This window comes from Paraburkholderia sp. SEWSISQ10-3 4 (assembly GCF_030464785.1).
In the GTDB taxonomy this organism is placed as follows: domain Bacteria; phylum Pseudomonadota; class Gammaproteobacteria; order Burkholderiales; family Burkholderiaceae; genus Paraburkholderia; species Paraburkholderia aspalathi.
In genome coordinates, this window is the sequence record NZ_JALPRI010000034.1 from 1 (window position 1) to 21,680 (window position 21,680).

General features: G+C 62.0%; 18 protein-coding genes. 15 read left to right on the top strand and 3 right to left on the bottom strand.

The window, feature by feature from the left end:
* Positions 1 to 106 precede the first annotated feature (106 nt).
* The 3 genes from queF to ilvA are packed head-to-tail and all read right to left on the bottom strand — an operon-like array spanning position 107 to position 3,377.
* Positions 107 to 931: an NADPH-dependent 7-cyano-7-deazaguanine reductase QueF gene (gene queF, locus M0D68_RS34765; RefSeq protein ID WP_054037665.1), complete on the bottom strand. Its 825-nt coding sequence runs from the start codon at positions 929 to 931 to the stop codon at positions 107 to 109.
* Positions 928 to 1,830, bottom strand: coding sequence for a 5'-nucleotidase (locus M0D68_RS34770; RefSeq protein WP_093647935.1), 903 nt, complete (start codon positions 1,828 to 1,830; stop codon positions 928 to 930). The genes queF and M0D68_RS34770 overlap by 4 nt, the downstream gene beginning before the upstream one ends.
* A 23-nt stretch (positions 1,831 to 1,853) precedes the next feature.
* Positions 1,854 to 3,377: a threonine ammonia-lyase, biosynthetic gene (gene ilvA / locus M0D68_RS34775; protein ID WP_266226726.1), complete on the bottom strand. Its 1,524-nt coding sequence runs from the start codon at positions 3,375 to 3,377 to the stop codon at positions 1,854 to 1,856.
* A 515-nt stretch (positions 3,378 to 3,892) separates the two neighbouring features.
* Here ilvA and M0D68_RS34780 point away from each other — a divergent pair.
* The 15 genes from M0D68_RS34780 (at position 3,893) to M0D68_RS34850 (ending at position 21,604) form a co-directional block, all read left to right on the top strand.
* Positions 3,893 to 7,987, top strand: coding sequence for a DUF3683 domain-containing protein (locus M0D68_RS34780; protein ID WP_266226727.1), 4,095 nt, complete (start codon positions 3,893 to 3,895; stop codon positions 7,985 to 7,987).
* Positions 7,988 to 8,021: 34 nt separating this feature from the next.
* A complete protein-coding gene (locus M0D68_RS34785; RefSeq protein ID WP_266226728.1) occupies positions 8,022 to 8,450 on the top strand; it encodes an HIT family protein in 429 nt (142 codons plus the stop codon).
* Between the two features lie 59 nt (positions 8,451 to 8,509).
* On the top strand, positions 8,510 to 8,923 hold the full coding sequence (locus M0D68_RS34790; protein WP_054037674.1) for a gamma-butyrobetaine hydroxylase-like domain-containing protein: 414 nt from the start codon (positions 8,510 to 8,512) through the stop codon (positions 8,921 to 8,923).
* A 67-nt stretch (positions 8,924 to 8,990) separates the two neighbouring features.
* Complete coding sequence (gene ubiE / locus M0D68_RS34795) at positions 8,991 to 9,722, top strand: bifunctional demethylmenaquinone methyltransferase/2-methoxy-6-polyprenyl-1,4-benzoquinol methylase UbiE (RefSeq protein ID WP_093646467.1); 732 nt, start codon at positions 8,991 to 8,993, stop codon at positions 9,720 to 9,722.
* Between the two features lie 38 nt (positions 9,723 to 9,760).
* A complete protein-coding gene (locus M0D68_RS34800; protein WP_211702913.1) occupies positions 9,761 to 10,753 on the top strand; it encodes a Tim44 domain-containing protein in 993 nt (330 codons plus the stop codon).
* Positions 10,754 to 10,884: 131 nt separating this feature from the next.
* Positions 10,885 to 11,529, top strand: a complete 645-nt coding sequence (locus tag M0D68_RS34805) for an SCP2 domain-containing protein (protein WP_266226729.1) — start codon at positions 10,885 to 10,887, stop codon at positions 11,527 to 11,529.
* Between the two features lie 15 nt (positions 11,530 to 11,544).
* A complete protein-coding gene (gene ubiB / locus M0D68_RS34810; protein ID WP_211702914.1) occupies positions 11,545 to 13,122 on the top strand; it encodes a ubiquinone biosynthesis regulatory protein kinase UbiB in 1,578 nt (525 codons plus the stop codon).
* Between the two features lie 34 nt (positions 13,123 to 13,156).
* Complete coding sequence (locus M0D68_RS34815) at positions 13,157 to 13,780, top strand: methyltransferase domain-containing protein (protein WP_093646473.1); 624 nt, start codon at positions 13,157 to 13,159, stop codon at positions 13,778 to 13,780.
* A gap of 178 nt (positions 13,781 to 13,958) precedes the next feature.
* A complete protein-coding gene (locus M0D68_RS34820) occupies positions 13,959 to 14,363 on the top strand; it encodes an FmdB family zinc ribbon protein (RefSeq protein ID WP_093646475.1) in 405 nt (134 codons plus the stop codon).
* 75 nt (positions 14,364 to 14,438) lie between these two features.
* Positions 14,439 to 15,092 (top strand): DUF502 domain-containing protein, encoded by a 654-nt coding sequence (locus M0D68_RS34825; RefSeq protein ID WP_093646478.1) that lies wholly within the window; start codon positions 14,439 to 14,441, stop codon positions 15,090 to 15,092.
* 63 nt (positions 15,093 to 15,155) lie between these two features.
* Positions 15,156 to 16,955: an aspartate--tRNA ligase gene (gene aspS, locus M0D68_RS34830; RefSeq protein ID WP_093646480.1), complete on the top strand. Its 1,800-nt coding sequence runs from the start codon at positions 15,156 to 15,158 to the stop codon at positions 16,953 to 16,955.
* 180 nt (positions 16,956 to 17,135) lie between these two features.
* Positions 17,136 to 17,636 carry a dihydroneopterin triphosphate diphosphatase gene (nudB, locus tag M0D68_RS34835; RefSeq protein ID WP_093646567.1) on the top strand — a complete coding sequence of 167 codons (501 nt, stop codon included), beginning with the start codon at positions 17,136 to 17,138 and terminating at the stop codon, positions 17,634 to 17,636.
* Positions 17,633 to 18,892: a cardiolipin synthase ClsB gene (clsB, locus tag M0D68_RS34840; RefSeq protein ID WP_093646483.1), complete on the top strand. Its 1,260-nt coding sequence runs from the start codon at positions 17,633 to 17,635 to the stop codon at positions 18,890 to 18,892. The genes nudB and clsB overlap by 4 nt, the downstream gene beginning before the upstream one ends.
* A 226-nt stretch (positions 18,893 to 19,118) precedes the next feature.
* Positions 19,119 to 19,718, top strand: coding sequence for a TetR/AcrR family transcriptional regulator (locus M0D68_RS34845; RefSeq protein ID WP_046566835.1), 600 nt, complete (start codon positions 19,119 to 19,121; stop codon positions 19,716 to 19,718).
* A gap of 98 nt (positions 19,719 to 19,816) precedes the next feature.
* Positions 19,817 to 21,604, top strand: coding sequence for an acyl-CoA dehydrogenase C-terminal domain-containing protein (locus M0D68_RS34850; protein ID WP_093646485.1), 1,788 nt, complete (start codon positions 19,817 to 19,819; stop codon positions 21,602 to 21,604).
* Positions 21,605 to 21,680 lie beyond the last annotated feature (76 nt).

The window sequence follows — 21,680 nt, forward strand, 5'->3', positions numbered from 1 at the left end:
CCGCCCCGCACAGGGGCAACGCTAATAAACCACTAACAATTCAAGGAAAGGCCAACACCCTAAGAACACGAACAAAAAGCGCCGCGCAGGCAAAACCGCCACATATTTATTGCCGCGCCAGCCGCAAATTATCCGGCATAGGCAAATTAAAATTCGTCCGGAACGGATTAATATCCAGCCCCCCGCGGCGGGTATACCGCGCGTAAACAGCTAGCTTCACCGGCCGGCAGGCCTTAAGCACATCGATAAAAATCCTCTCGACGCACTGCTCATGAAACCCAGTGTGATTCCGATAGGAAATAATGTACCTCAGCAAGCCCGCATGATCGATCTGCGGCCCAACATAGTGAATCTGCACACTGCCCCAATCAGGCTGCCCCGTCACAGGACAATTCGACTTGAGCAAGTTGGAAACCAAAGTCTCCTCAACAGGCGACTCGTCAAACGCAGCCTTCAGCAACGAAGCATCAGGATGATAAACGTCGGTATCGAGATCGAGTCGATCCAGCGACAAGCCGTCAAACTCTTCCATCTGCAATTTGCCGAACTCATACGGCGCCGCCAGATGAACCGACACCGTCGCTCCGCATGAAGCGGAAACATCCCGCTTGATCGTGTCACGCACAACTTCCATCGACTCGAAAGCCGTCTGCGCAAACGACCCCAGATAAAGCTTGAACGACTTCGACTCGACAATATTCGGCGAATCAGCCGGCACAAAGAAAGTCGCCACCGCAATCTGCGGCTTGCCGCGCGCGTTCAGCCAGGAAAGCTCGTAAGCATTCCAGATGTCCGTGCCGAAAAACGGCAACTGCGCGCCAATCCCAATCGCCTCGCGCGCATTCTTCCGGGCAATCGGAAAGAGCAGCGAAGCGTCATATTGTTCGGTGTAAGTGGAAGCCTTACCCAGCGGTGACTGTTCAGGTGTCATGATGCGTTCACGATGCCACTCAGCACGTGCCCCGTCGCCGTCACGACGCGGGCCGATTCGCAATGGCCAATTTGGTCGTCGAAGAAAAAGTCCGGCTCGAACTCGCGCAAAAACGCGCTCTTGTCGAGGCCGCCGAGGAACATCGCTTCGTCGATTTCGATGTTCCACGCCATCAATGTGCGGATCGCGCGCTCATGCGCCGGGGCCGAGCGCGCCGTTACCAATGCCGTACGAATATGCATCGGTGCGGCTTCGTCCGCGAGTTTCTGCAGGCGGTGCAGCGCTTCGAGCAACGGCTTCAAAGGCCCATCCGCAAGCGGCAAATCCTTGTTGTGAATCTCATGGCCGACGAACGCGCGCAAGCCATCTTTCTGAAAGATACGCTCGGCTTCGTCGGAAAACAGCACGGCGTCGCCGTCGAAAGCAATCCGGATTTCGTCCGGGTACTTGCTCGCCATTTTCGCCGATTCGGGCAAGACGCGCGCGGCCGGAAATCCGGCAGCCAATGCGTCGCGCACGTCGTCCTGATTCGCGGACAAAAACAGCGAGGCGTTCAGCGGCTTCAGATAACCGAATGGCGCGCGCCCACGTGTGAACACGCCGCGCTCGATCGCCAGCCCGTACTCCCTGCACGAATGAAATGCGCGCAGTCCACTGATCGGATCGCTGCGCGACAGGATCACCACTTCGACCCGATGGCCGCCGGCATTCAAGGCCAGCAGCTTGCGGATCAGCGGAAACGCGACGCCCGGTTTGGCGGGCACAGCCAGCCGCTCGCGCTGCAACGCTTCATACGCCTGCAGGTCGCCTTTCTCGTAAACGCAGTTCTCTTCCTCGAAGTCGAACAGCGCGCGCGACGAGATTGCCACCACCAGTTTGTCGACAAGCGAAAGAGCCATCTGCGCGTTTTAGTCCAATAAGGTCAAGCGAGAAATAATCGGTACACGGGATTCTGCGTCTCTTCCCAGCACGGGTAACCAAGCGTCGTGATAAAGCGGTCGAACTCGCTGTTCTCGCTTTCCGGCACCTGAATGCCGACCAGAATCGAACTGTAGTCCGCACCCTGGTTGCGATAGTGGAACAGGCTGATATTCCAGTTCGGCGCCATCGACGACAGAAACTTCATCAACGCGCCCGGACGCTCCGGAAACTCGAAACGGAACAGACGTTCGTCGTGGGCCAGCGGCGAGCGGCCGCCGACCATATAACGGATGTGCTGCTTCGACAGTTCATCGAAAGTCAGATCGACGGTGGCAAATCCGTGTGCCTCAAATGCGCCCGCGATCTGCGCCGATTCGCTGCGATTGCGGATCTGCACGCCGACGAAGATATGGGCTGAATTCGCGTCCGCGATGCGATAGTTGAACTCGGTGACGCTGCGCGTGCCCACCAGTTCGCAGAAGCGGCGGAAACTGCCGCGCTCCTCCGGGATCGTCACGGCGAACACCGCTTCACGTGCTTCACCCACCTCAGCGCGCTCGGCCACGAAACGCATGCGGTCGAAGTTCATGTTCGCGCCGGACGTGATCGCAATCAGCGTCTGGTCCTCGATGGCTTCGCGCTCGGCATACTGTTTGGCGCCTGCTACTGCCAGTGCGCCGGCCGGTTCCAGCACGCTGCGGGTGTCCTGGAACACGTCCTTGATCGCGGCGCATAGCGCATCGGTGTTCACGAGCAGCACGTCGTCGAGATATTCGCGGCACAGGCGGAAGGTTTCTTCACCCACGAGTTTCACCGCGGTGCCGTCCGAGAACAGGCCCACTTCATTCAGCGTCACCCGTTCGCCTGCTTTCAAGGAAGCGGCCATCGCGCACGAGTCGTCGGTCTGTACGCCGATCACCTTGATCTCCGGGCGCACCGATTTCACGTACGCGGCCACACCCGCGGCGAGTCCACCACCGCCGATCGGCACGAAGATCGCGTGAATCGGGCCCTGATGCTGGCTGAGAATTTCCATCGCGACCGTGCCCTGGCCGGCGATCACGTACGGATCGTCGAACGGGTGGACGAACGTCAGGCCGCGTTCTTCCTGCAGTTTCACTGCATGTCCATAGGCGTCGCTGTACGACTCGCCGAACTGCACGACTTCGACGGTCGCGCCGCCATGCGCGCGTACCGCATCGACTTTCACCTGCGGGGTCGTGACGGGCACCACGATGATCGCCTTCACGCCCATCCGGGCCGCCGACAACGCCACACCCTGCGCGTGATTGCCCGCCGACGCGGTAATGACACCCCGCTCCAGCGCGTCCGCCGGAATATGCGCCATCTTGTTGTACGCGCCGCGCACCTTGAACGAGAACACCGGCTGGTTGTCCTCACGCTTCAGATAAACCGGATTACGCAGCCGTGCCGACAGATTCGGCGCGCGTTCGAGTTCGGTCTCGCGGGCCACGTCGTAGACGCGCGCGGTCAGGGTTTTCTTCAGGTAGTCGTGGGAAGCCATGCGGGTGGCGCGGTGCGCTTTGCGAGACGGGAAAGGGTCAATGATAGCGCCAACGGTGTGCACGCTGGCCCTCTGTGAACCTTGGGTGTATCCCGGCGCGCCGCCGCCAAAGTCCAACCCGACCGTCCGGTCGGAGAATCGATCGTATGCGCTCGAGATCGCCGTTCAGGACAAAAACGCCAAAAGTCCTGCCACAACCCTGATTTCAGGCGTCAACGCGTGGCGGGATCATGGGGTAGAATTCCATTTTGGAATAAGGATCGGAAGATGCACTGGCAGCCTCGGATCGCCCACTTGATGCCCGTCCCGCGTGAGTCTTGCCCCGCGGCGGAGCGTCACGTCCGCCACGCGCGATCGTGTAGCTGTCTCTGAGCGCCGTGAAGCGACTGATGTGGGTAGGCCGTCGGTTGCGCTTCGCTCCCCTAGAAGATTTCCAGCATTGCGCCCCACGCGCACCGTCCGCCGACGCCTCACAGAGATGAGCGCGCCCGGTTGACCCACCGAGTCGTCCGAACATGAACGCACCTCAAGTTTTCGATCCGCACGGGGCCGCCACTGCGGTGGCCGCCGATCCCGAAGCGCGTCTGCGCGAAATTCCCTATAACTACACGTCGTTTTCCGACCGCGAAATTGTTATCCGTCTGCTCGGCGACGAAGCCTGGGCGGCCCTGGCCGAACTGCGCGCGGAACGCCGCACTGGCCGCTCGGCACGGATGCTGTACGAAGTGCTCGGCGACATCTGGGTCGTACGCCGCAATCCTTACCTGCAGGACGACCTGCTCGACAATCCGAAGCGCCGCGCGCTGCTGATCGAGGCGCTGCATCACCGTCTGAGCGAGATCGAGAAGCGCCGTCGCGCCGATCTGGTCGAGCACGGCGATGAAGCGGGCGTCGATCGGGCCGCTCGCGTCGAAACGCTGGTGGCGGCTGCTCGCCGTGCCGTCGACGATTTCGAGAGCGAATTCCAGAAGACCTTCGACCTGCGCCGTCGCGCGAACAAGGTGCTGGGCAAGGTCACGGAAAAAGACAACATCAAGTTCGACGGCTTGTCCCGCGTCTCGCATGTGACGGATGCGACCGACTGGCGCGTCGAGTACCCGTTCGTCGTGCTGACGCCGGATACCGAGGCCGAGATCGCCGGCATGATCAAGGCGTGTTTCGAGCTCGGTCTGACCGTGATTCCGCGCGGAGGCGGCACGGGCTACACGGGCGGCGCGGTGCCGCTCACGCCGTTTTCGGCCGTCATCAACACGGAAAAGCTCGAACAACTAGGCGCGGTCGAGATGACCGAACTGCCGGGCGTCGAGCGTAAGGTGGCGACGATTTTCTCCGGCGCGGGCGTGGTCACACGCCGCGTGACCGAAGCGGCCGAGCAGGCCGGCTTCGTGTTCGCCGTCGATCCGACTTCGCTGGATGCATCCTGCGTCGGCGGCAACGTCGCGATGAACGCGGGCGGCAAGAAGGCGGTGTTGTGGGGCACGGCGCTCGACAACCTCGCCTGGTGGCGCATGGTCGACCCGGAAGGGAACTGGCTCGAAGTCACGCGTTTGGACCACAACCTCGGCAAGATCCACGACATCGAAGTCGCGCGTTTCGAGTTGAAGTGGTTCGACGGTAGTCACGCGCCAGGCGAAAAGCTGCTGCGCACTGAATCGCTCAACATCAAGGGCCGCGTATTCCGTAAGGAAGGTCTCGGCAAGGACGTGACCGACAAATTCCTGGCCGGTCTGCCGGGCGTGCAGAAGGAAGGCTGCGACGGCCTGATCACGTCCGCGCGCTGGGTGCTGCACAAGATGCCGGCGCATACGCGCACGGTTTGCCTCGAGTTCTTCGGTCAGGCCCGTGAAGCGATTCCGAGCATCGTCGAGATCAAGGACTATCTGTTCGAAACGTCGAAGCAGGGCGGCGCGATTCTCGCCGGCCTCGAGCATCTGGACGAGCGCTATCTGCGCGCGGTCGGCTACGCGACCAAGAGCAAGCGCAACGCGTTTCCGAAGATGGTGCTGATCGGCGACATCGTCGGCGACGATGCGGACGCGGTGGCGCAAGCGACCTCGGAAGTGGTGCGCATGGCCAACGGTAAGAGCGGTGAAGGTTTCGTCGCCGTCAATGCCGAAGCGCGCAAGCGTTTCTGGCTCGACCGCAGCCGCACCGCCGCGATTGCCAAGCACACCAACGCGTTCAAGATCAACGAAGACGTGGTGATCCCGCTCAACCGGATGGGCGAATACACCGACGGCATCGAACGCATCAATATCGAACTGTCGATCAAGAACAAGCTGCAACTGGTCGACGCGCTCGAAACGTTCTTCAAGGGCGGCAAGCTGCCGCTCGGCAAGAGCGACGACGCCAACGAAATCCCGAGCGCGGAGTTGCTCGAAGATCGCGTGCAACAGGCGCTCGACGTTCTGAAGAAGGTGCGTACGCGCTGGGAATTCCTGCGCGACAAGCTCGATCTGTCCGTGCGTGAGGCGCAGCACTATCTGGTCGGCCTCGGCTACGAAGGGCTGGCGGAGAAATTCGCTGACCGCGCGGACGAGCAGCCGGATGCCACCGTGTTCCATATCACGCAAGACCGTACGGTGCGCGTGTCATGGAAGGCGGAGATCCGGGCTGAATTGCGCCAGATCTTCAACGGCGGCGAGTTCAAGCCGATCCTCGAAGAAGCGCAGGCGATTCATAAGAAGGTCCTGCGTGGCCGCGTGTTCGTCGCGCTGCACATGCACGCGGGCGACGGCAACGTCCACACGAACCTGCCGGTCAACTCCGACAACTACGAGATGCTGCAGGACGCCCACACGGCGGTCGCGCGCATCATGAAGCTGGCGCGTTCGCTCGACGGCGTGATTTCCGGCGAGCACGGCATCGGCATTACCAAGCTCGAATTCCTGACCGAGGAAGAGATCGGCGAATTCCGTGCGTACAAGCAGCGCGTCGATCCGCATGGCCGCTTCAACGCGGGCAAGCTGCTCGAAGGCGCCGACCTGCGCAACGCCTACACGCCGAGCTTCGGCCTGATGGGCTATGAATCGCTGATCATGCAGCAGTCCGACATCGGCGCGATTTCCGAGTCGATCAAGGACTGCTTGCGCTGCGGCAAGTGCAAGCCGGTGTGCGCGACTCACGTGCCGCGCGCGAACCTGCTGTACAGCCCGCGCAACAAGATTCTTGCGACCTCCTTGCTGGTCGAGGCATTCCTGTACGAAGAGCAGACTCGCCGCGGCGTGTCGATCAAGCACTGGGACGAGTTCAACGACGTCGCCGATCACTGCACCGTCTGTCACAAATGCGTGACGCCGTGTCCGGTGAAGATCGACTTCGGCGATGTGACGATGAACATGCGCAACCTGCTGCGCAAGATGGGCAAGAAGAAGTTCAATCCGGGCAACGCGGCCGGCATGTTCTTCCTGAACGCCACGAATCCGCAGACCATCAACCTCGCGCGTACCGCGATGATGGGCATCGGTTACAAGGCGCAGCGCCTCGGCAACGATGTGCTGAAGAAGTTCGCGAAGAAGCAGACGGCGCACCCGCCGGCAACCGTCGGCAAGCCGAAGGTCACGCAGCAGGTGATCCACTTCATGAACAAGAAGATGCCGGGCAACCTGCCGAAGAAAACAGCACGCGCGCTGCTCGATATCGAGGACAACAAGATTGTCCCGATCATCCGCAATCCGAAGACGACCACGGCCGATACGGAAGCGGTGTTCTACTTCCCGGGTTGCGGCTCCGAGCGGCTGTTCTCGCAAGTGGGTCTGGCGACGCAAGCGATGCTGTGGGAAGCGGGCGTGCAAACCGTGCTGCCGCCGGGCTATCTCTGCTGCGGCTACCCGCAGCGCGGCTCGGGTCAGTTCGACAAGGCCGAGCAGATCGTCACGGATAACCGCGTGCTGTTCCACCGCGTCGCGAATACGCTGAACTATCTCGACATCAAGACGGTGGTGGTGTCGTGCGGCACGTGTTACGACCAGCTCGCCGGCTACGAATTCGAGAAGATCTTCCCGGGCTGCCGGATCATCGACATTCACGAGTTCCTGCTCGAGAAGGGCATAAAGCTCGAAGGCGTGAACGGCGTGCGCTACATGTATCACGACCCGTGCCACTCCCCGATCAAGACGATGGACCCGGTCAAGCTCGTCAATCAGCTGATGGGATCGGAGAAGGACGGCTACAAGATCGAGAAGAACGATCGCTGCTGTGGCGAATCCGGCACACTCGCGGTGACGCGCCCGGACATTTCGACGCAAGTCCGTTTCCGCAAGGAAGAGGAAATGCGCAAGGGCGCCGCGAAGCTGCGTGGCATTCCTCTCGTAGCCGAGGCGGGTGCGAATGGGATCAACGCGGCCAATGCATCGGCCGGCGCGGCGGGTGCGCCGGATGGCTCCGTGCTCAAGGCGGGCGACGGGCCGCAACCGAACGGCGCCACTGAGGTGAAGATCCTCACGAGCTGCCCGTCCTGCCTGCAAGGCCTGTCGCGCTATAACGAGGACGCGGGCACCGAGGCGGACTACATCGTCGTTGAAATGGCGCGTCACGTGCTGGGCGAAGACTGGATGGCGGATTACGTCCAGCGGGCGAACAATGGCGGAATCGAGCGCGTGCTGGTTTAATGGCACGACTGACGATTTTTGCCTGAGGACGACGATGGAATGCGTTTTTTGCCGTGAAGATGGCGGCGATGTGCTGTGGCAGGACGACACCCTGCGTGTCGTCCTCGCCGACGAACACGACTACCCGGGCTTTTGCCGGGTGATCTGGAACAAGCATGTCGCTGAGTTTTCCGATCTCGCCGAGACCGACCGCGATCGCGTGATGCAGGCCGTGTATGCGGTCGAGCGTGCGATCCGGCGCATTCTCCAGCCGTTGAAGGTCAACCTGGCGAGCCTCGGCAACCAGGTGCCGCACGTGCATTGGCATGTGATTCCGCGTTTTTCGAACGACGCTCATTTTCCGCTGCCGATCTGGGCGCCGCGCCAACGCACGGTGTCCGAAGCCATGCTGTCGTCGCGCCGCGCGCAAGCTACCCTGCTGCGCGAAGCCGTGCGGCAAGAAATCGAACAGGCGTTTGGCTGAACGCTCCAAACCTGGCGTTCAGCGCCAGAGGCGGCCCGGCGCTTTCTAATGAGGTCAATATGAGTGGCTTGACTCGCGATACCCCGGTGCCGACCGGCGTGGTCGTGCATTCCAAATCGCGCGTACTCGAATTGCAGTACGCAAATGGCGAAACGTATCGCCTGCCGTTCGAACTGCTGCGCGTGTATTCGCCGTCGGCAGAAGTGATGGGCCACGGGCCCGGCCAGGAAACTTTGCAAACCGGTAAGCGCGACGTCACGATCACCATGATCGAAGGCGTCGGCAACTATGCGCTGCAGCCGACTTTCTCCGACGGACACGCTACCGGCATCTATTCCTGGGACCTGCTGCACGACATGGCTGTCCGTCAGGATGAACTCTGGCGCGACTATCTCGCCAAACTGGCAGCGGCCGGCGTCGACCGCGACGCCCCAATGGCGCCAGCCGGTGCTGCGCACGGGCACTGTCACTGATACGATTCGCCCTGGTCGCCGCACTGATGCGGCGCAACATTTCAGAATACGCGAAAGGACGAGCGCGATGAGCAAAACCCACTTCGGCTTTCAATCGGTCGACGAACAGGAAAAAGCGCAGAAGGTGGCGGGCGTGTTCCACTCGGTCGCCTCCAACTACGACTTGATGAACGACCTGATGTCGGGCGGGTTGCACCGGGCGTGGAAGATGTTCACGATCGCCCAGGCCAACGTCCGGCCGGGCTTCAAGGTGCTCGATATCGCGGGCGGCACGGGCGATCTCTCAAAGGCGTTCGCCAAACAGGCGGGCGACACCGGCGAAGTCTGGCACACCGACATCAACGAATCGATGCTGCGCGTGGGCCGCGACCGCCTGCTGGACAAGGGCGTCATCACCCCGGCGCTGCTCTGCGACGCCGAAAAGATTCCCTTTCCGGACAATTACTTCGATGTGGTGACCGTGGCATTCGGCTTGCGCAATATGACGCACAAGGATGTGGCGCTCGCCGAGATGCGCCGCGTGCTGAAGCCGGCAGGCCGTCTGCTGGTGCTGGAGTTCTCGAAGGTGTGGGATCCGCTTAAAAAGGTCTACGACGTCTATTCGTTCAAGGTGTTGCCGTGGCTCGGCGACCGGTTCGCGAAGGACGCCGAGAGCTACCGCTACCTGGCGGAATCGATCCGGATGCACCCGGATCAGGAAACTTTAAAAACAATGATGGAACAAGCGGGCCTGGACGGCGTCAAATATTACAATTTGTCAGCTGGCGTGGTAGCTTTACATGTGGGGACCAAATACTAGGGTTCCTAACCCATCGATTTTTAAAGGAAAGTACGAAAATGTCCGATTCAGGTGTGTTATCTCCCCGTAAGGTTACGAGGTCATTGGTGAGAAGAATCGGACTGATCGCGATGGTCGGTCTGATCATGGCCGGCTCTCTCGCCTCGCTCGATGCGGAAGCCCGCCGCATGGGCGGCGGCCGTAGCATTGGCCGTCAGTCGAACACGGTTCAGCAACAGTCCGCTCCGTCGCAACCTTCCCAAAGCAATCAGGCCATGCAGCAGCGCGCGCAGCCGGCACCGGCGCCCGCGCCGACTCCCGCCGCAGCGCCTAACCGCTCGCGCTGGCTCGGGCCGATCGCCGGTCTCGCTGCCGGTCTTGGTATCGCGGCGCTGTTGTCGCACTTCGGTCTGGGCGGCGCGTTCGCCGGCGCCATGGCCAACATTATCGTGATCGCGCTCATCGCGATGATCGGCATCTGGCTGATCCGCCGCTTCATGGGTCGTAAGCGCAATACGTCGCAACCGGCGTACGCGGGCGGCGCACCGTCGCTGAATGCGGGCGGCACCGGCTATACCCAGGAGCCGCGTTACTCCGCTCCGCCCACCGGCTCGTACCTCGAACCGCAAGGCAACCCGCTGACCACGCCGTCCATCAACGCTGCCCCGGCCGTGCCGGCCGGCTTCGATTCGGAAGCCTTCCTGCGCAACGCGAAGGTGTACTTCGTGCGCCTGCAAGCCGCGTGGGACGTCGGCAACACGGAAGACATCCGCGAATTCACCACGCCGGAAATGTTCGCGGAAGTGAAGGTGGATCTGAACTCGCGCGGTGCCGAGTCCAATCAGACGGACGTGGTGCAACTGAATGCGGAGCTGCTGGGCGTCGAAGAACGTGCGTCCGAATACTTCGCCAGCGTGCGCTTCTCCGGTTTGATCCGCGAATCGGCGGGTGCGGCGGCTGAACCGTTCGTCGAAGTCTGGAACCTGACGAAGGCGAACCGCCCCGGCGAAGGCTGGCTGCTGGCCGGCATTCAGCAGGTGGCACAGCACTGAGCCAGCGCTGCTTGCCCTGACTTTGCGCAAAGCATTGGCCGTTCGGCATAGCAAGCCGCGAAGCGAACGGACGTTACAATAGGAACCCGCGCGGGCACCTCGCCCGCGCGGGTTTTTTCTTGCCACTTTCAATGACCCTCGCCGCCAAGCCCTTCGCTGCTGCTGTCAATCATCTGCTCGCCCGCGAATCGTGGGCTCGAGAGCGCCTCGCCCCTTACGCGGGCAAGACCGCCAGACTGTCCTGTCCGCCAGTCGTGCTGATGCTGCTGGTGCAACCCGACGGCTACCTCGGCGCGCTCGGCGAAACCGATGCGCAACAATTCGATGTGACCATCTCGGTGCCGTCCGACGCGTTCCCGGCCTTCATGCAAGGCGGCCAGGCCGCCGTGATGAAGCACGTGAAGATCGAAGGCGACGCCGAGTTTGCGACCGTGATCGCCAAGCTTGCCGAGCATCTGCGCTGGGAGCCCGAAGAGGATCTGGCGAAGCTGATCGGCGACGGTCCGGCGTGGCGGGTGGCTTCGGTCGTGCGCACGGTAGGCGAACATGCACGGCGTACCGGGCGCAATCTGCTCGACACCGCCGCCGAGTATCTGCTCGACGAAAACCCACAGCTGGTGCGCCGCGCCGCGCTGGAAGACTTCAACGTCGAACTGGCCCGCGCCCGCGACGCTTTGGCGCGCGTGGAAAAGCGCATCGAGCGTCTTGAACAGAAGGTCGAAGCCCGCGGCGCAGATGCGCTGGGCGGCGCCGCCACGTCGCGCGGCACGCGCTAGTCATCGGGCACAACTATGCGTTTTCTGCGTTTCCTCAAGATTTTCTTTACGGTCATCCGCTTCGGTCTCGATGAGATGATGCTCAGCCGCGTCAATGACCGGCGTGTGCGTCTGCTGCTGCGTATCACCACCATCGGCCGCAAGTTCGACGCGCCTCCGGGTGTGCGTTTGCGGCTCGCGCTTGAGAGCCTCGGGCCGATCTTCGTCAAGTTCGGCCAGGTGCTGTCCACGCGGCGCGATCTGCTGCCGGTCGATATCGCCAATGAACTGGCCAAGCTGCAGGATCAGGTGCCGCCGTTCGATTCGGCGGTGGCGATCGGGCTGGTCGAGAAGTCGCTCGGCGCACCGGTCGACGTGCTGTTCGACGATTTCGAGCGGGTGCCGGTGGCGAGCGCGTCGATCGCGCAGGTTCACTTTGCGAAGGTGAAAGCAGGGCAGCACGCGGGCAAGGCAGTCGCCGTGAAGGTGCTGCGGCCGAACATGTTGCCGGTGATCGACTCCGACCTGGCCTTGCTTCGCGACATCGCCGTCTGGGCCGAACGCCTGTGGGCCGACGGCAAGCGCCTGAAGCCGCGCGAGGTGGTCGCTGAATTCGACAAGTATCTGCACGACGAACTTGATCTCATGCGCGAGGCGGCGAACGGCAGCCAGTTGCGTCGCAACTTCGCTGGCCTCGATCTACTGCTGGTGCCGGAGATGTACTGGGAGTTCTGCACGCCCACCGTGCTGGTGATGGAGCGCATGGTCGGCGTGCCGATCAGCCAGGTGGAGACGCTGCGCGCGGCCGGTGTCGATATTCCGAAGCTGGCGCGCGAAGGCGTGGAGATTTTCTTCACCCAGGTGTTCCGCGATGGTTTTTTCCACGCCGACATGCACCCGGGAAACATTCAGGTGAGCCTCGATCCGGCGCATTTCGGCCGCTATATCGCGCTCGACTTCGGCATCATCGGCGCGCTATCGGACTTCGACAAGAACTACCTCGCGCAGAACTTCCTCGCTTTCTTTAAGCGTGACTATCATCGTGTCGCCACGCTGCATCTGGAGTCCGGGTGGGTGCCGCCTACCACTCGGGTCGAGGAACTGGAAAGCGCAATCCGCGCGGTTTGCGAGCCCTATTTCGACCGCGCGTTGAAGGATATTTCGCTCGGCCAGGTGCTGATGCGCCTGTTCTCGACTTCGCGCCGCTTCAACGTGGAAATCCAGCCGCAACTGGTGCTGCTGCAAAAAACCATGCTGAACGTGGAAGGGCTCGGCCGCTCGCTCGATCCCGAGCTGGACTTGTGGAAGACCGCCAAGCCCTATCTCGAACGCTGGATGAACGAGCAGATCGGTCTGCGCGGCTGGTACGAGCGACTGAAGATCGAAGCGCCGCAGTGGAGCAAGACGCTACCGCAGTTGCCGCGCCTGATCCATCATGCGCTGGCTCAGCGTCACGACCACACGCGCGGCGCGAACGACGACATGATTCGCCAGATCCTCCTCGAGCAGAAGCGCACCAACCGGCTGCTTCAAGGGCTGCTGCTGTTCGGCGTGGCGGTCGGTGTCGGGGCGGTGCTGGCGCGGGCGTTTCTGGCGTTCGCTTACGGCGGGTGATCCCGCCCCGATCCTGATTCCTACGAGGCATCCCATGAGCGACCCGACCCAGCCTTCCGTGCCCGACTTTGCGACCCGCGATCCCAACTCGCCCGAGTTCTGGGACGAGCGCTTCGAACGCCATTTCACTCCGTGGGATCAGGCGGGCGTGCCGTCGGCGTTCCAGTCGTTCGCTAGCCGGCACACCGGCGCGGCCGTACTGATTCCCGGCTGCGGCAGCGCCTACGAGGCGCTCTGGCTGGCCGGGCAGGGCAACCCAGTCCGGGCGATCGATTTCTCACCGGCCGCCGTAGCGGCAGCGCGCGAGCAGTTGGGCGCGCAGCATGCGCAACTGGTCGAACAGGCTGACTTCTTCGCTTACGAGCCGCCGTTCACGCCGGCCTGGATTTACGAGCGCGCGTTTCTGTGCGCGCTGCCGTTGGCGCGCCGTGCAGACTACGCGCAACGAATGGCCGCGTTGTTGCCGGAGGGCGCACTGCTGGCGGGTTTCTATTTCATCGGCGCGACGCCGAAAGGGCCGCCGTTCGGTATCGAGCGTGCCGAACTCGATGCGTTGCTCTCGCCGTTCTTCGATCTGATCGAAGATGAAGCCGTGACCGACTCGATTGCCGTCTTTGCCGGCCGCGAGCGCTGGATGACCTGGCGCCGTCGAGGCTGAGCGGGCCGCCGCGTTTGACGATGGAGCAGGCCGCACTTGATTCGATAGTGGCCGCCCCCATTTACGTAGACGGCGGCTGCGCCTGGCTTTTGTCCCGGAAATTCGCGGGTGCCTAGCCATATGCGGCTATAATTCAAGGCTTTGCAAGCGTTTACAAGATTTCAGTAGGGAAAAGTTCATGCCGATCTACGCTTATCGTTGCGAGTCATGCGGCTTCGGGAAGGACGTGCTTCAGAAGATGAGCGACCCCCAGTTGACGCAGTGTCCCGAGTGCGGGAAAGACACCTTTCGCAAGCAGGTGACAGCAGCCGGTTTCCAGTTGAAGGGCTCCGGCTGGTATGTGACCGATTTCCGCGGCGGCAATGGCGGCGCAAGCGCGCCGGCCAAGCCCGACGCGAATGGCGGCTCGAATGCGAATTCGGGCGAAAACGCTGCAGCCGGTAATAACGGCGCGGCGAATTCCGACACGGCTTCGGCCAACGGCACGGCCGCCGCCGCTTCGTCGGGCGCCGCCGCAACGCCTGCCACGCCTGCTGCCGCACCCGCCGCATCGTCGAATTCGAGCGGCTCCGGCAGCGCCTAGTAGCACGGCCGCCCTTATGGGCGGCGCACACGCCGCGCGTCGGGTATCGGCTCGCGCGGCTTTCTGGCGGTACACATGACGACGAAAAAAACGACGCTCAAATCGGTGTTCCTGACTGGCCTGCTGGTGCTGGTGCCTCTGGCTATCACACTGTGGGTGCTCGGCCTGATCATCGGCACGATGGACCAGACGCTATTGCTGCTGCCGACCTCATGGCAGCCGGAGCGCGCGCTCGGCTTCCGTTTGCCGGGCCTCGGCGCGGTGCTGACGCTGGCGTTCATCTTTGTCGTTGGGCTGTTGACGCAAAACTTCATCGGGCAGAAGCTCGTGAAGTGGTGGGAAGTCGTGGTCGCTCACATTCCGGTGGTCGGCCCGCTCTACACCAGCGTCAAGCAGGTGTCGGACACCTTGTTGTCGAGTAGCGGCAATGCGTTTCGCAAGGCGCTCCTGATCGAGTACCCGCGCCGCGGTTCCTATACGATTGCGTTTCTGACCGGCATTCCGGGCGGCGACGTGGTCAATCACCTGAAAGAAGACTACGTCAGCGTGTATGTGCCGACTACGCCGAACCCAACGTCCGGCTTCTTCCTGATGGTGCCCAAGAGCGAAGTGATCGAACTCGACATGACGGTCGACGCTGCGCTCAAGTACATCGTCTCGATGGGCGTCGTGGCGCCGTCCGCGCCGCCGGCGCCGGTGCGCCGCACGACAGTCGAGCCTCCGCTGTAATGCCGGTGCGCAGCGTTTATCGCCGCGCGCCGTCCAACCAATGCATAACGAAAGACAAACATCATGTCGATGAGATCTGAATACTGCGGTCTGGTGACCGAAGAACTGCTGGGCCAACCCGTCTCGCTGTGCGGTTGGGTAAGCCGCCGCCGTGACCATGGCGGCGTTATCTTCATCGACTTGCGCGACCGCGAAGGCCTCGTTCAGGTCGTCTGCGATCCGGATCGCGCGGAAATGTTCAAGACTGCCGAAGGCGTCCGGAACGAGTTCTGCCTGCAGATCAAGGGCGTGGTTCGCGCCCGCCCGGAAGGCACGACGAACGCCTCGCTGAAGAGCGGCAAGATCGAAGTGCTGTGCCACGAGCTGATCGTGCTGAACCCGTCGATCACGCCGCCGTTCCAGCTCGACGACGACAACCTGTCGGAAACCACGCGCCTCACGCATCGCGTGCTCGACCTGCGCCGTCCGCAGATGCAGCACAACCTGCGTCTGCGTTACCGCGTCGCGATCGAAGTGCGCAAGTATCTGGATTCGCTGGGCTTCATCGACATCGAAACGCCGATGCTCACCAAGAGCACGCCGGAAGGCGCGCGCGATTACCTCGTGCCGTCGCGTACCAACCCGGGCCAGTTCTTCGCGCTGCCGCAATCGCCGCAACTGTTCAAGCAGCTGCTGATGGTCGCTAACTTCGATCGCTACTACCAGATCGTCAAGTGCTTCCGCGACGAAGACCTGCGCGCCGACCGTCAGCCGGAATTCACGCAGATCGACTGTGAAACCTCGTTCCTGTCGGAACAGGAAATTCGCGATCTGTTCGAAGCGATGATCCGTCACGTGTTCAAGGAAACGATCGGCGTCGAACTGGCCGAGAAATTCCCGGTCATGGAGTACTCGGAAGCCATGCGCCGTTTCGGTTCGGACAAGCCGGACCTGCGCGTGAAGCTCGAATTCACCGACCTGACCGACGCGGTTAGAGACGTCGACTTCAAGGTGTTCAGCACGCCGGCCAACACGAAAGACGGCCGCGTCGCGGCGATCCGCGTGCCGAAGGGCGGCGAGCTCTCGCGTGGCGACATCGACAGCTACACGGAATTCGTGCGTATCTACGGCGCGAAGGGTCTGGCGTGGATCAAGGTCAACGAAGTGGCGAAGGGCCGTGACGGTCTGCAAAGCCCGATCGTCAAGAACCTGCACGACGAAGCGGTCAAGGCGATCATCGAGCGCACTGGCGCGCAAGACGGCGACATCATTTTCTTCGCGGCGGATCGCGCGAAGGTGGTGAACGACAGCCTGGGCGCGCTGCGCCTGAAGATCGGTCATTCGGAATTCGGCAAGGCCAACGGCCTCGTCGAATCCGGCTGGAAGCCGCTGTGGGTGATCGACTTCCCGATGTTCGAATACGACGAGGAAGACAACCGCTACGTCGCCGCGCATCACCCGTTCACGAGCCCGAAGGACGAGCACCTCGAGTATCTGGAAACGGATCCGGCGCGCTGCCTCGCCAAGGCCTACGACATGGTGCTGAACGGCTGGGAAATCGGCGGCGGTTCGGTGCGTATCCACCGTGAAGAAGTGCAGAGCAAGGTGTTCCGCGCGCTGAAGATCGGTGCGGAAGAAGCGCAGGCCAAGTTCGGCTTCCTGCTCGACGCGCTGCAATACGGCGCGCCGCCGCACGGCGGCATCGCATTCGGTCTGGACCGCATCATCACGATGATGGCCGGCGCCGATTCGATTCGCGACGTGATCGCGTTCCCGAAGACGCAACGCGCGCAGTGTCTGCTCACGCAGGCGCCGAGCGAAGTCGACGAGCGCCAGTTGCGCGAGTTGCACATCCGTCTGCGTCAGCCGGAACCGAAGGTCTAAGGTGGATCAAACTAACGCTGTCTGAAAACGACAGCGTGAGGTGACGAAAAAGCGAAACGAAAAAGGCGCGTGATGCGCCTTTTTCGTTTTTTGCGTTACAGTCGCAGCAACCGGTCTCGACCGCTTATTGGACCATTCGCCGACATGTACCGCGCAAGCGTTGCGCCCAGTCTTTACGCCATGCCGAAACCGCCGAAGATCCCGCAATCCGTACTCGTCGTCATCCATACGCCCGCGCTGGACGTGCTGTTGATCCGGCGCGCCGATCACGCAGATTTCTGGCAATCGGTGACTGGCTCGAAAGACCAGCTCGACGAACCCTTCGTCGAGACGGCGACGCGCGAAGTGGCGGAGGAAACCGGCATCGTGGTCGGCAGTACGCTCGTGCCGCATAGCGCGCTGTTCGACTGGCAGTATTCGATCGAATACGAGATCTACCCTCAGTTCCGGCATCGCTACGCCGAGGGCGTGATCCACAACACCGAGCACTGGTTCAGTCTGGAAGTGCCCGAGCAGCTCGAAGTGACGCTCGCGCCGCGCGAGCACACCGCGTTCCTGTGGTTGCCCTATGAAGAAGCGGCCTCGCGCTGCTTTTCGTCGTCGAATGCCGACGCGATCCTGCAATTGCCGAAACGGCTCGCTGGGCGCCTGAATGGCCAGCCCGAGGAGCGTGCCCGGTGAGCGTCGGCGGCGCGCGCCGTTTCGCGCGACTCCGTCAATCGCTCCTTGGCCGCCGTTACTGGCAGCGCTACCGCTTCACCAGCGGCAACGAGGTCAAGCTGCTGCGCTCCGGCGACGAGTTCTTCGCCGCGCTGATCGAACGCATCGACGCGGCGCAAAGCGACGTCGTTCTCGAAACTTATATTTTCTGTGGCGACAGCGCCGGCCAGGCCGTCAGCGCGGCTTTGCTGCGCGCAGCCTCGCGCGGCGTGAAAGTGCGCGTGATTACCGACGGTATCGGCACCGAGCGCCTGCCGATGTTCAACGAATGGCCGCTCGCCGGCGTCGACCATCGCATCTACAACCCGCATCTGTTCGGCCGCTTCGGCTTCTCGCGCACGCACCGCAAGATCGCGGTGGTGGACGATCAGTTCGGCTACTGCGGCGGCATCAATATCGTCGACGATTACGAGAACAACGGCGAGACGCTGCCTTACCGGCGCTGGGACTTCGCGGTGGAATTGCGCGGGCCGGTGGTCGCCGATATCCGCCAGGCGTTCGAAGTGCAATGGCAGCGGATCCGTCTCGGGCATCGGCCGCTGGACTCGCTCGAGCCGGATCTTGCGCCGAAGACCATGGCGTCGCTCGGCACGCTGCGCCGCCGGCGCCGCAATCGCAACGAGGCGCTCTGGGCCGGAGGGCTGCCCTGCGTGGCCTTCGTCGCCCGCGACAACCTGATCAACCGCCGCGCCATTGAAAAAGCGTATCTGACCGCGATCGGCCAGGCGCGCAGCGAAGTACTGCTGGCTAACCCGTACTTCATGCCGGGCCGCAAGCTGCGGCGCGCGCTGGTGTTCGCGGCGCGGCGCGGCGTCGACGTGAAGCTCATTATCGGGCGCAAGGAGTTCAAGGCGCTCGATTACGCCGTGCCGTTCCTGTATCGTGCGCTGCTCAAAGCCGGCGTGCAGATCGCCGAGTACGAGAAAACCATGCTGCATGGCAAGGTCGCGGTGGTGGATTCGAATTGGGGGACGGTCGGCTCGTCGAACCTCGACGCGTTGAGCCTGATGCTCAACAACGAGGCCAACGTGGTGCTGGTGAACGACCCGTCGATCGACGCACTGCGCGAAGCGATCATCGCCGCGTTCAAGGAATCGCGCCGGATCGACGAGGCGCGCTATGATGCCCGTCCGGCGGGCGAGCGCTTGCTCAACTGGCTTGCCTACACGACCTATCGGGCCGTGATGAAGCTATTAACGGTGGGTGGCTATGACTAGCTCATCAGCACCTCGCACATAACCGCAAGGGCGCAGCGTCAATGAAAGGGACAAAAAGAAGGCAAACGCCTCTAAAAAATCTCCTTCCTCTGATTGACGGATGCCGCAGAATTGAAACCGGGTTAGAAACCGGTTTCTAATAAAGTCCTTGTTTCGCGGACGGCAGCACTCAATAATAGTACGGCCGTTCGATTTTCTTTCGGTCACATTAGAACGGTAAAAAGCTATGCGAAAAGGCGAACAAACACGAGTCGCGATTCTCGAAGCAGCACTTGATCTGGCAAGCCGCGACGGACTGGAAGGTCTGACGATTGGGTTGCTGGCTGAGCGCATGCAGATGAGCAAAAGCGGTGTGTTCGCGCATTTCGGGTCGCGCGAGGATTTGCAGGTCGAAGTCGTGCGCGAATACCACCGTCGTTTCGAAGACGAGGTGTTTTTCCCGAGCTTGCGTGAGCCTCGTGGATTGCCGCGCTTGCGCGCGATGATTTCCCGCTGGATCGAGAAACGCATTCAGGAAGTCACCACGGGGTGCATCTACATCAGCGGCGCCGTCGAGTACGACGACCGCGGGGATAACCCGGTGCGTGAACAACTGGTGTCGAGCGTGACGATCTGGCGTGCGGCGCTTACGCGGGCAATTTCGCAGGCGATGGAAGAAGGGCATCTGCGTGCCGATACCGATCCGCAGCTGATGCTGTTCGAACTATACAGCTTCACGCTCGGCCTGCATCACGACGCGCGCTTCCTGCACTTGCCGGATGCAGTGCGTCTCACGTGGGCCGCGCTGGAAAAATTGATTGTTTCGTATCAGAGCGAAAGCCGTTAGCAGAACCGCCGAACTTAAAGCAGATTCAGCGGCGCTGAAAGATCCGATCCACGGACTCAGCTAACGGCCTGGCTCCTTGTCAAACTTGGGAGAGAGTCATGGGACAGTACGCCGCGCCGCTGCGCGACATGCAATTCGTGTTGCACGAGCTGCTTAACGTCGAAGCCGAGATCAAGCAGATGCCGAAGCACTCGGATCTCGATGCGGACACGATCAACGCCGTGCTCGAAGAGGCCGGCAAGTTCTGCTCCGAAGTGCTGTTCCCGCTCAATCACAGCGGCGACCAGGAAGGCTGCACGTACGTCGGCGACGGCGTCGTGACCACGCCGAAGGGCTTCAAGGAAGCCTACAAGCAATACGTGGAAGCCGGCTGGCCGGCGCTCGGCTGCGATCCGGACTACGGCGGCCAGGGCCTGCCCGCGTTCGTGAACAACGCGCTGTATGAAATGCTGAACTCGGCGAACCAGGCGTGGACGATGTACCCGGGCCTGTCGCACGGCGCGTACGAATGTCTGCATGCGCACGGCACGCCGGAGTTGCAGCAACGCTATCTGCCGAAGCTGGTCGCGGGCGTCTGGACCGGCACGATGTGTCTGACCGAGCCGCACTGCGGTACCGATCTCGGCATCCTGCGCACCAAGGCCGAACCGAACAGCGACGGCTCGTACGCGATCAGCGGCACGAAGATTTTCATCTCCAGCGGCGAACACGATCTCGCGGAGAACATCGTTCACCTGGTGCTCGCGCGTCTGCCGGATGCGCCGAAGGGCACCAAGGGCATTTCGCTCTTCATCGTGCCGAAGTTCGTGCCGAACGAAGCGGGTGAACCGGGCGAGCGCAACGGCGTGAAGTGCGGCTCCATCGAACACAAGATGGGCATTCACGGCAATGCGACTGCCGTGATCAATCTGGACAACGCGAAGGGCTGGCTGGTCGGTGAGCCGAACAAAGGCTTGAACGCGATGTTCGTGATGATGAACGCCGCGCGTCTGGGCGTTGGCATGCAGAGCCTGGGCCTGACCGAAATCGGCTATCAGAACTCGCTCACGTACGCGAAAGAGCGCCTGCAAATGCGTTCGCTGACCGGCCCGAAGGCGCCGGAAAAAGCGGCTGACCCGATCATCGTGCACCCGGACGTGCGCCGCATGCTGCTCACGCAGAAGGCCTACGCTGAAGGCGCGCGCGCGTTCTCGTACTGGTCCGCGTTGCACATCGACAAGGAACTGTCGCACGCCGACGAATCGGTGCGTAAAGAAGCGGCGGATCTGGTCGCGCTGCTTACGCCGATCCTGAAGGCATTCCTCTCGGACAACGCGTTCGAGAGCACCAACCACGCCATGCAGATCTACGGCGGCCACGGCTTCATCACCGAGTGGGGCATGGAGCAATACGTGCGCGACGCGCGCATCAACATGATCTACGAAGGCACCAACGCGATTCAGGCGCTCGACCTGCTCGGCCGCAAGATTCTCGGCGACATGGGCGCGAAGATGAAGAAGTTCGGCAAGCTGGTGTCGGATTTCGTCGAAGCCGAAGGCGTGAAGCCGGAAATGCAGGAGTTCATCAACCCGCTCGCCGACATCGGCGACAAGGTGCAGAAGCTGACGATGGAAATCGGCATGAAGGCGATGCAGAACCCGGACGAAGTCGGCGCTGCCGCCGTGCCGTATCTGCGTACCGTCGGCCACCTGGTGTTCTCGTACTTCTGGGCGCGCATGGCGCGTATCGCGCTGGACAACGAAGCATCGGGCGATCCGTTCTACAAGGCCAAGCTCGCTACCGCACGCTTCTACTTCGCCAAGCTGCTGCCGGAAACGGCCATGACGATCCGTCAAGCGCGCGCCGGTTCGAAGTCGATGATGGACGTCGAAGAGTCGCTGTTCTAAAGCACACACTTCACGGCAAGCGCCACGCCTTCAGAAGGCGTGGCGCCTTCCACCGCCACAAGTCACACATCGCGAA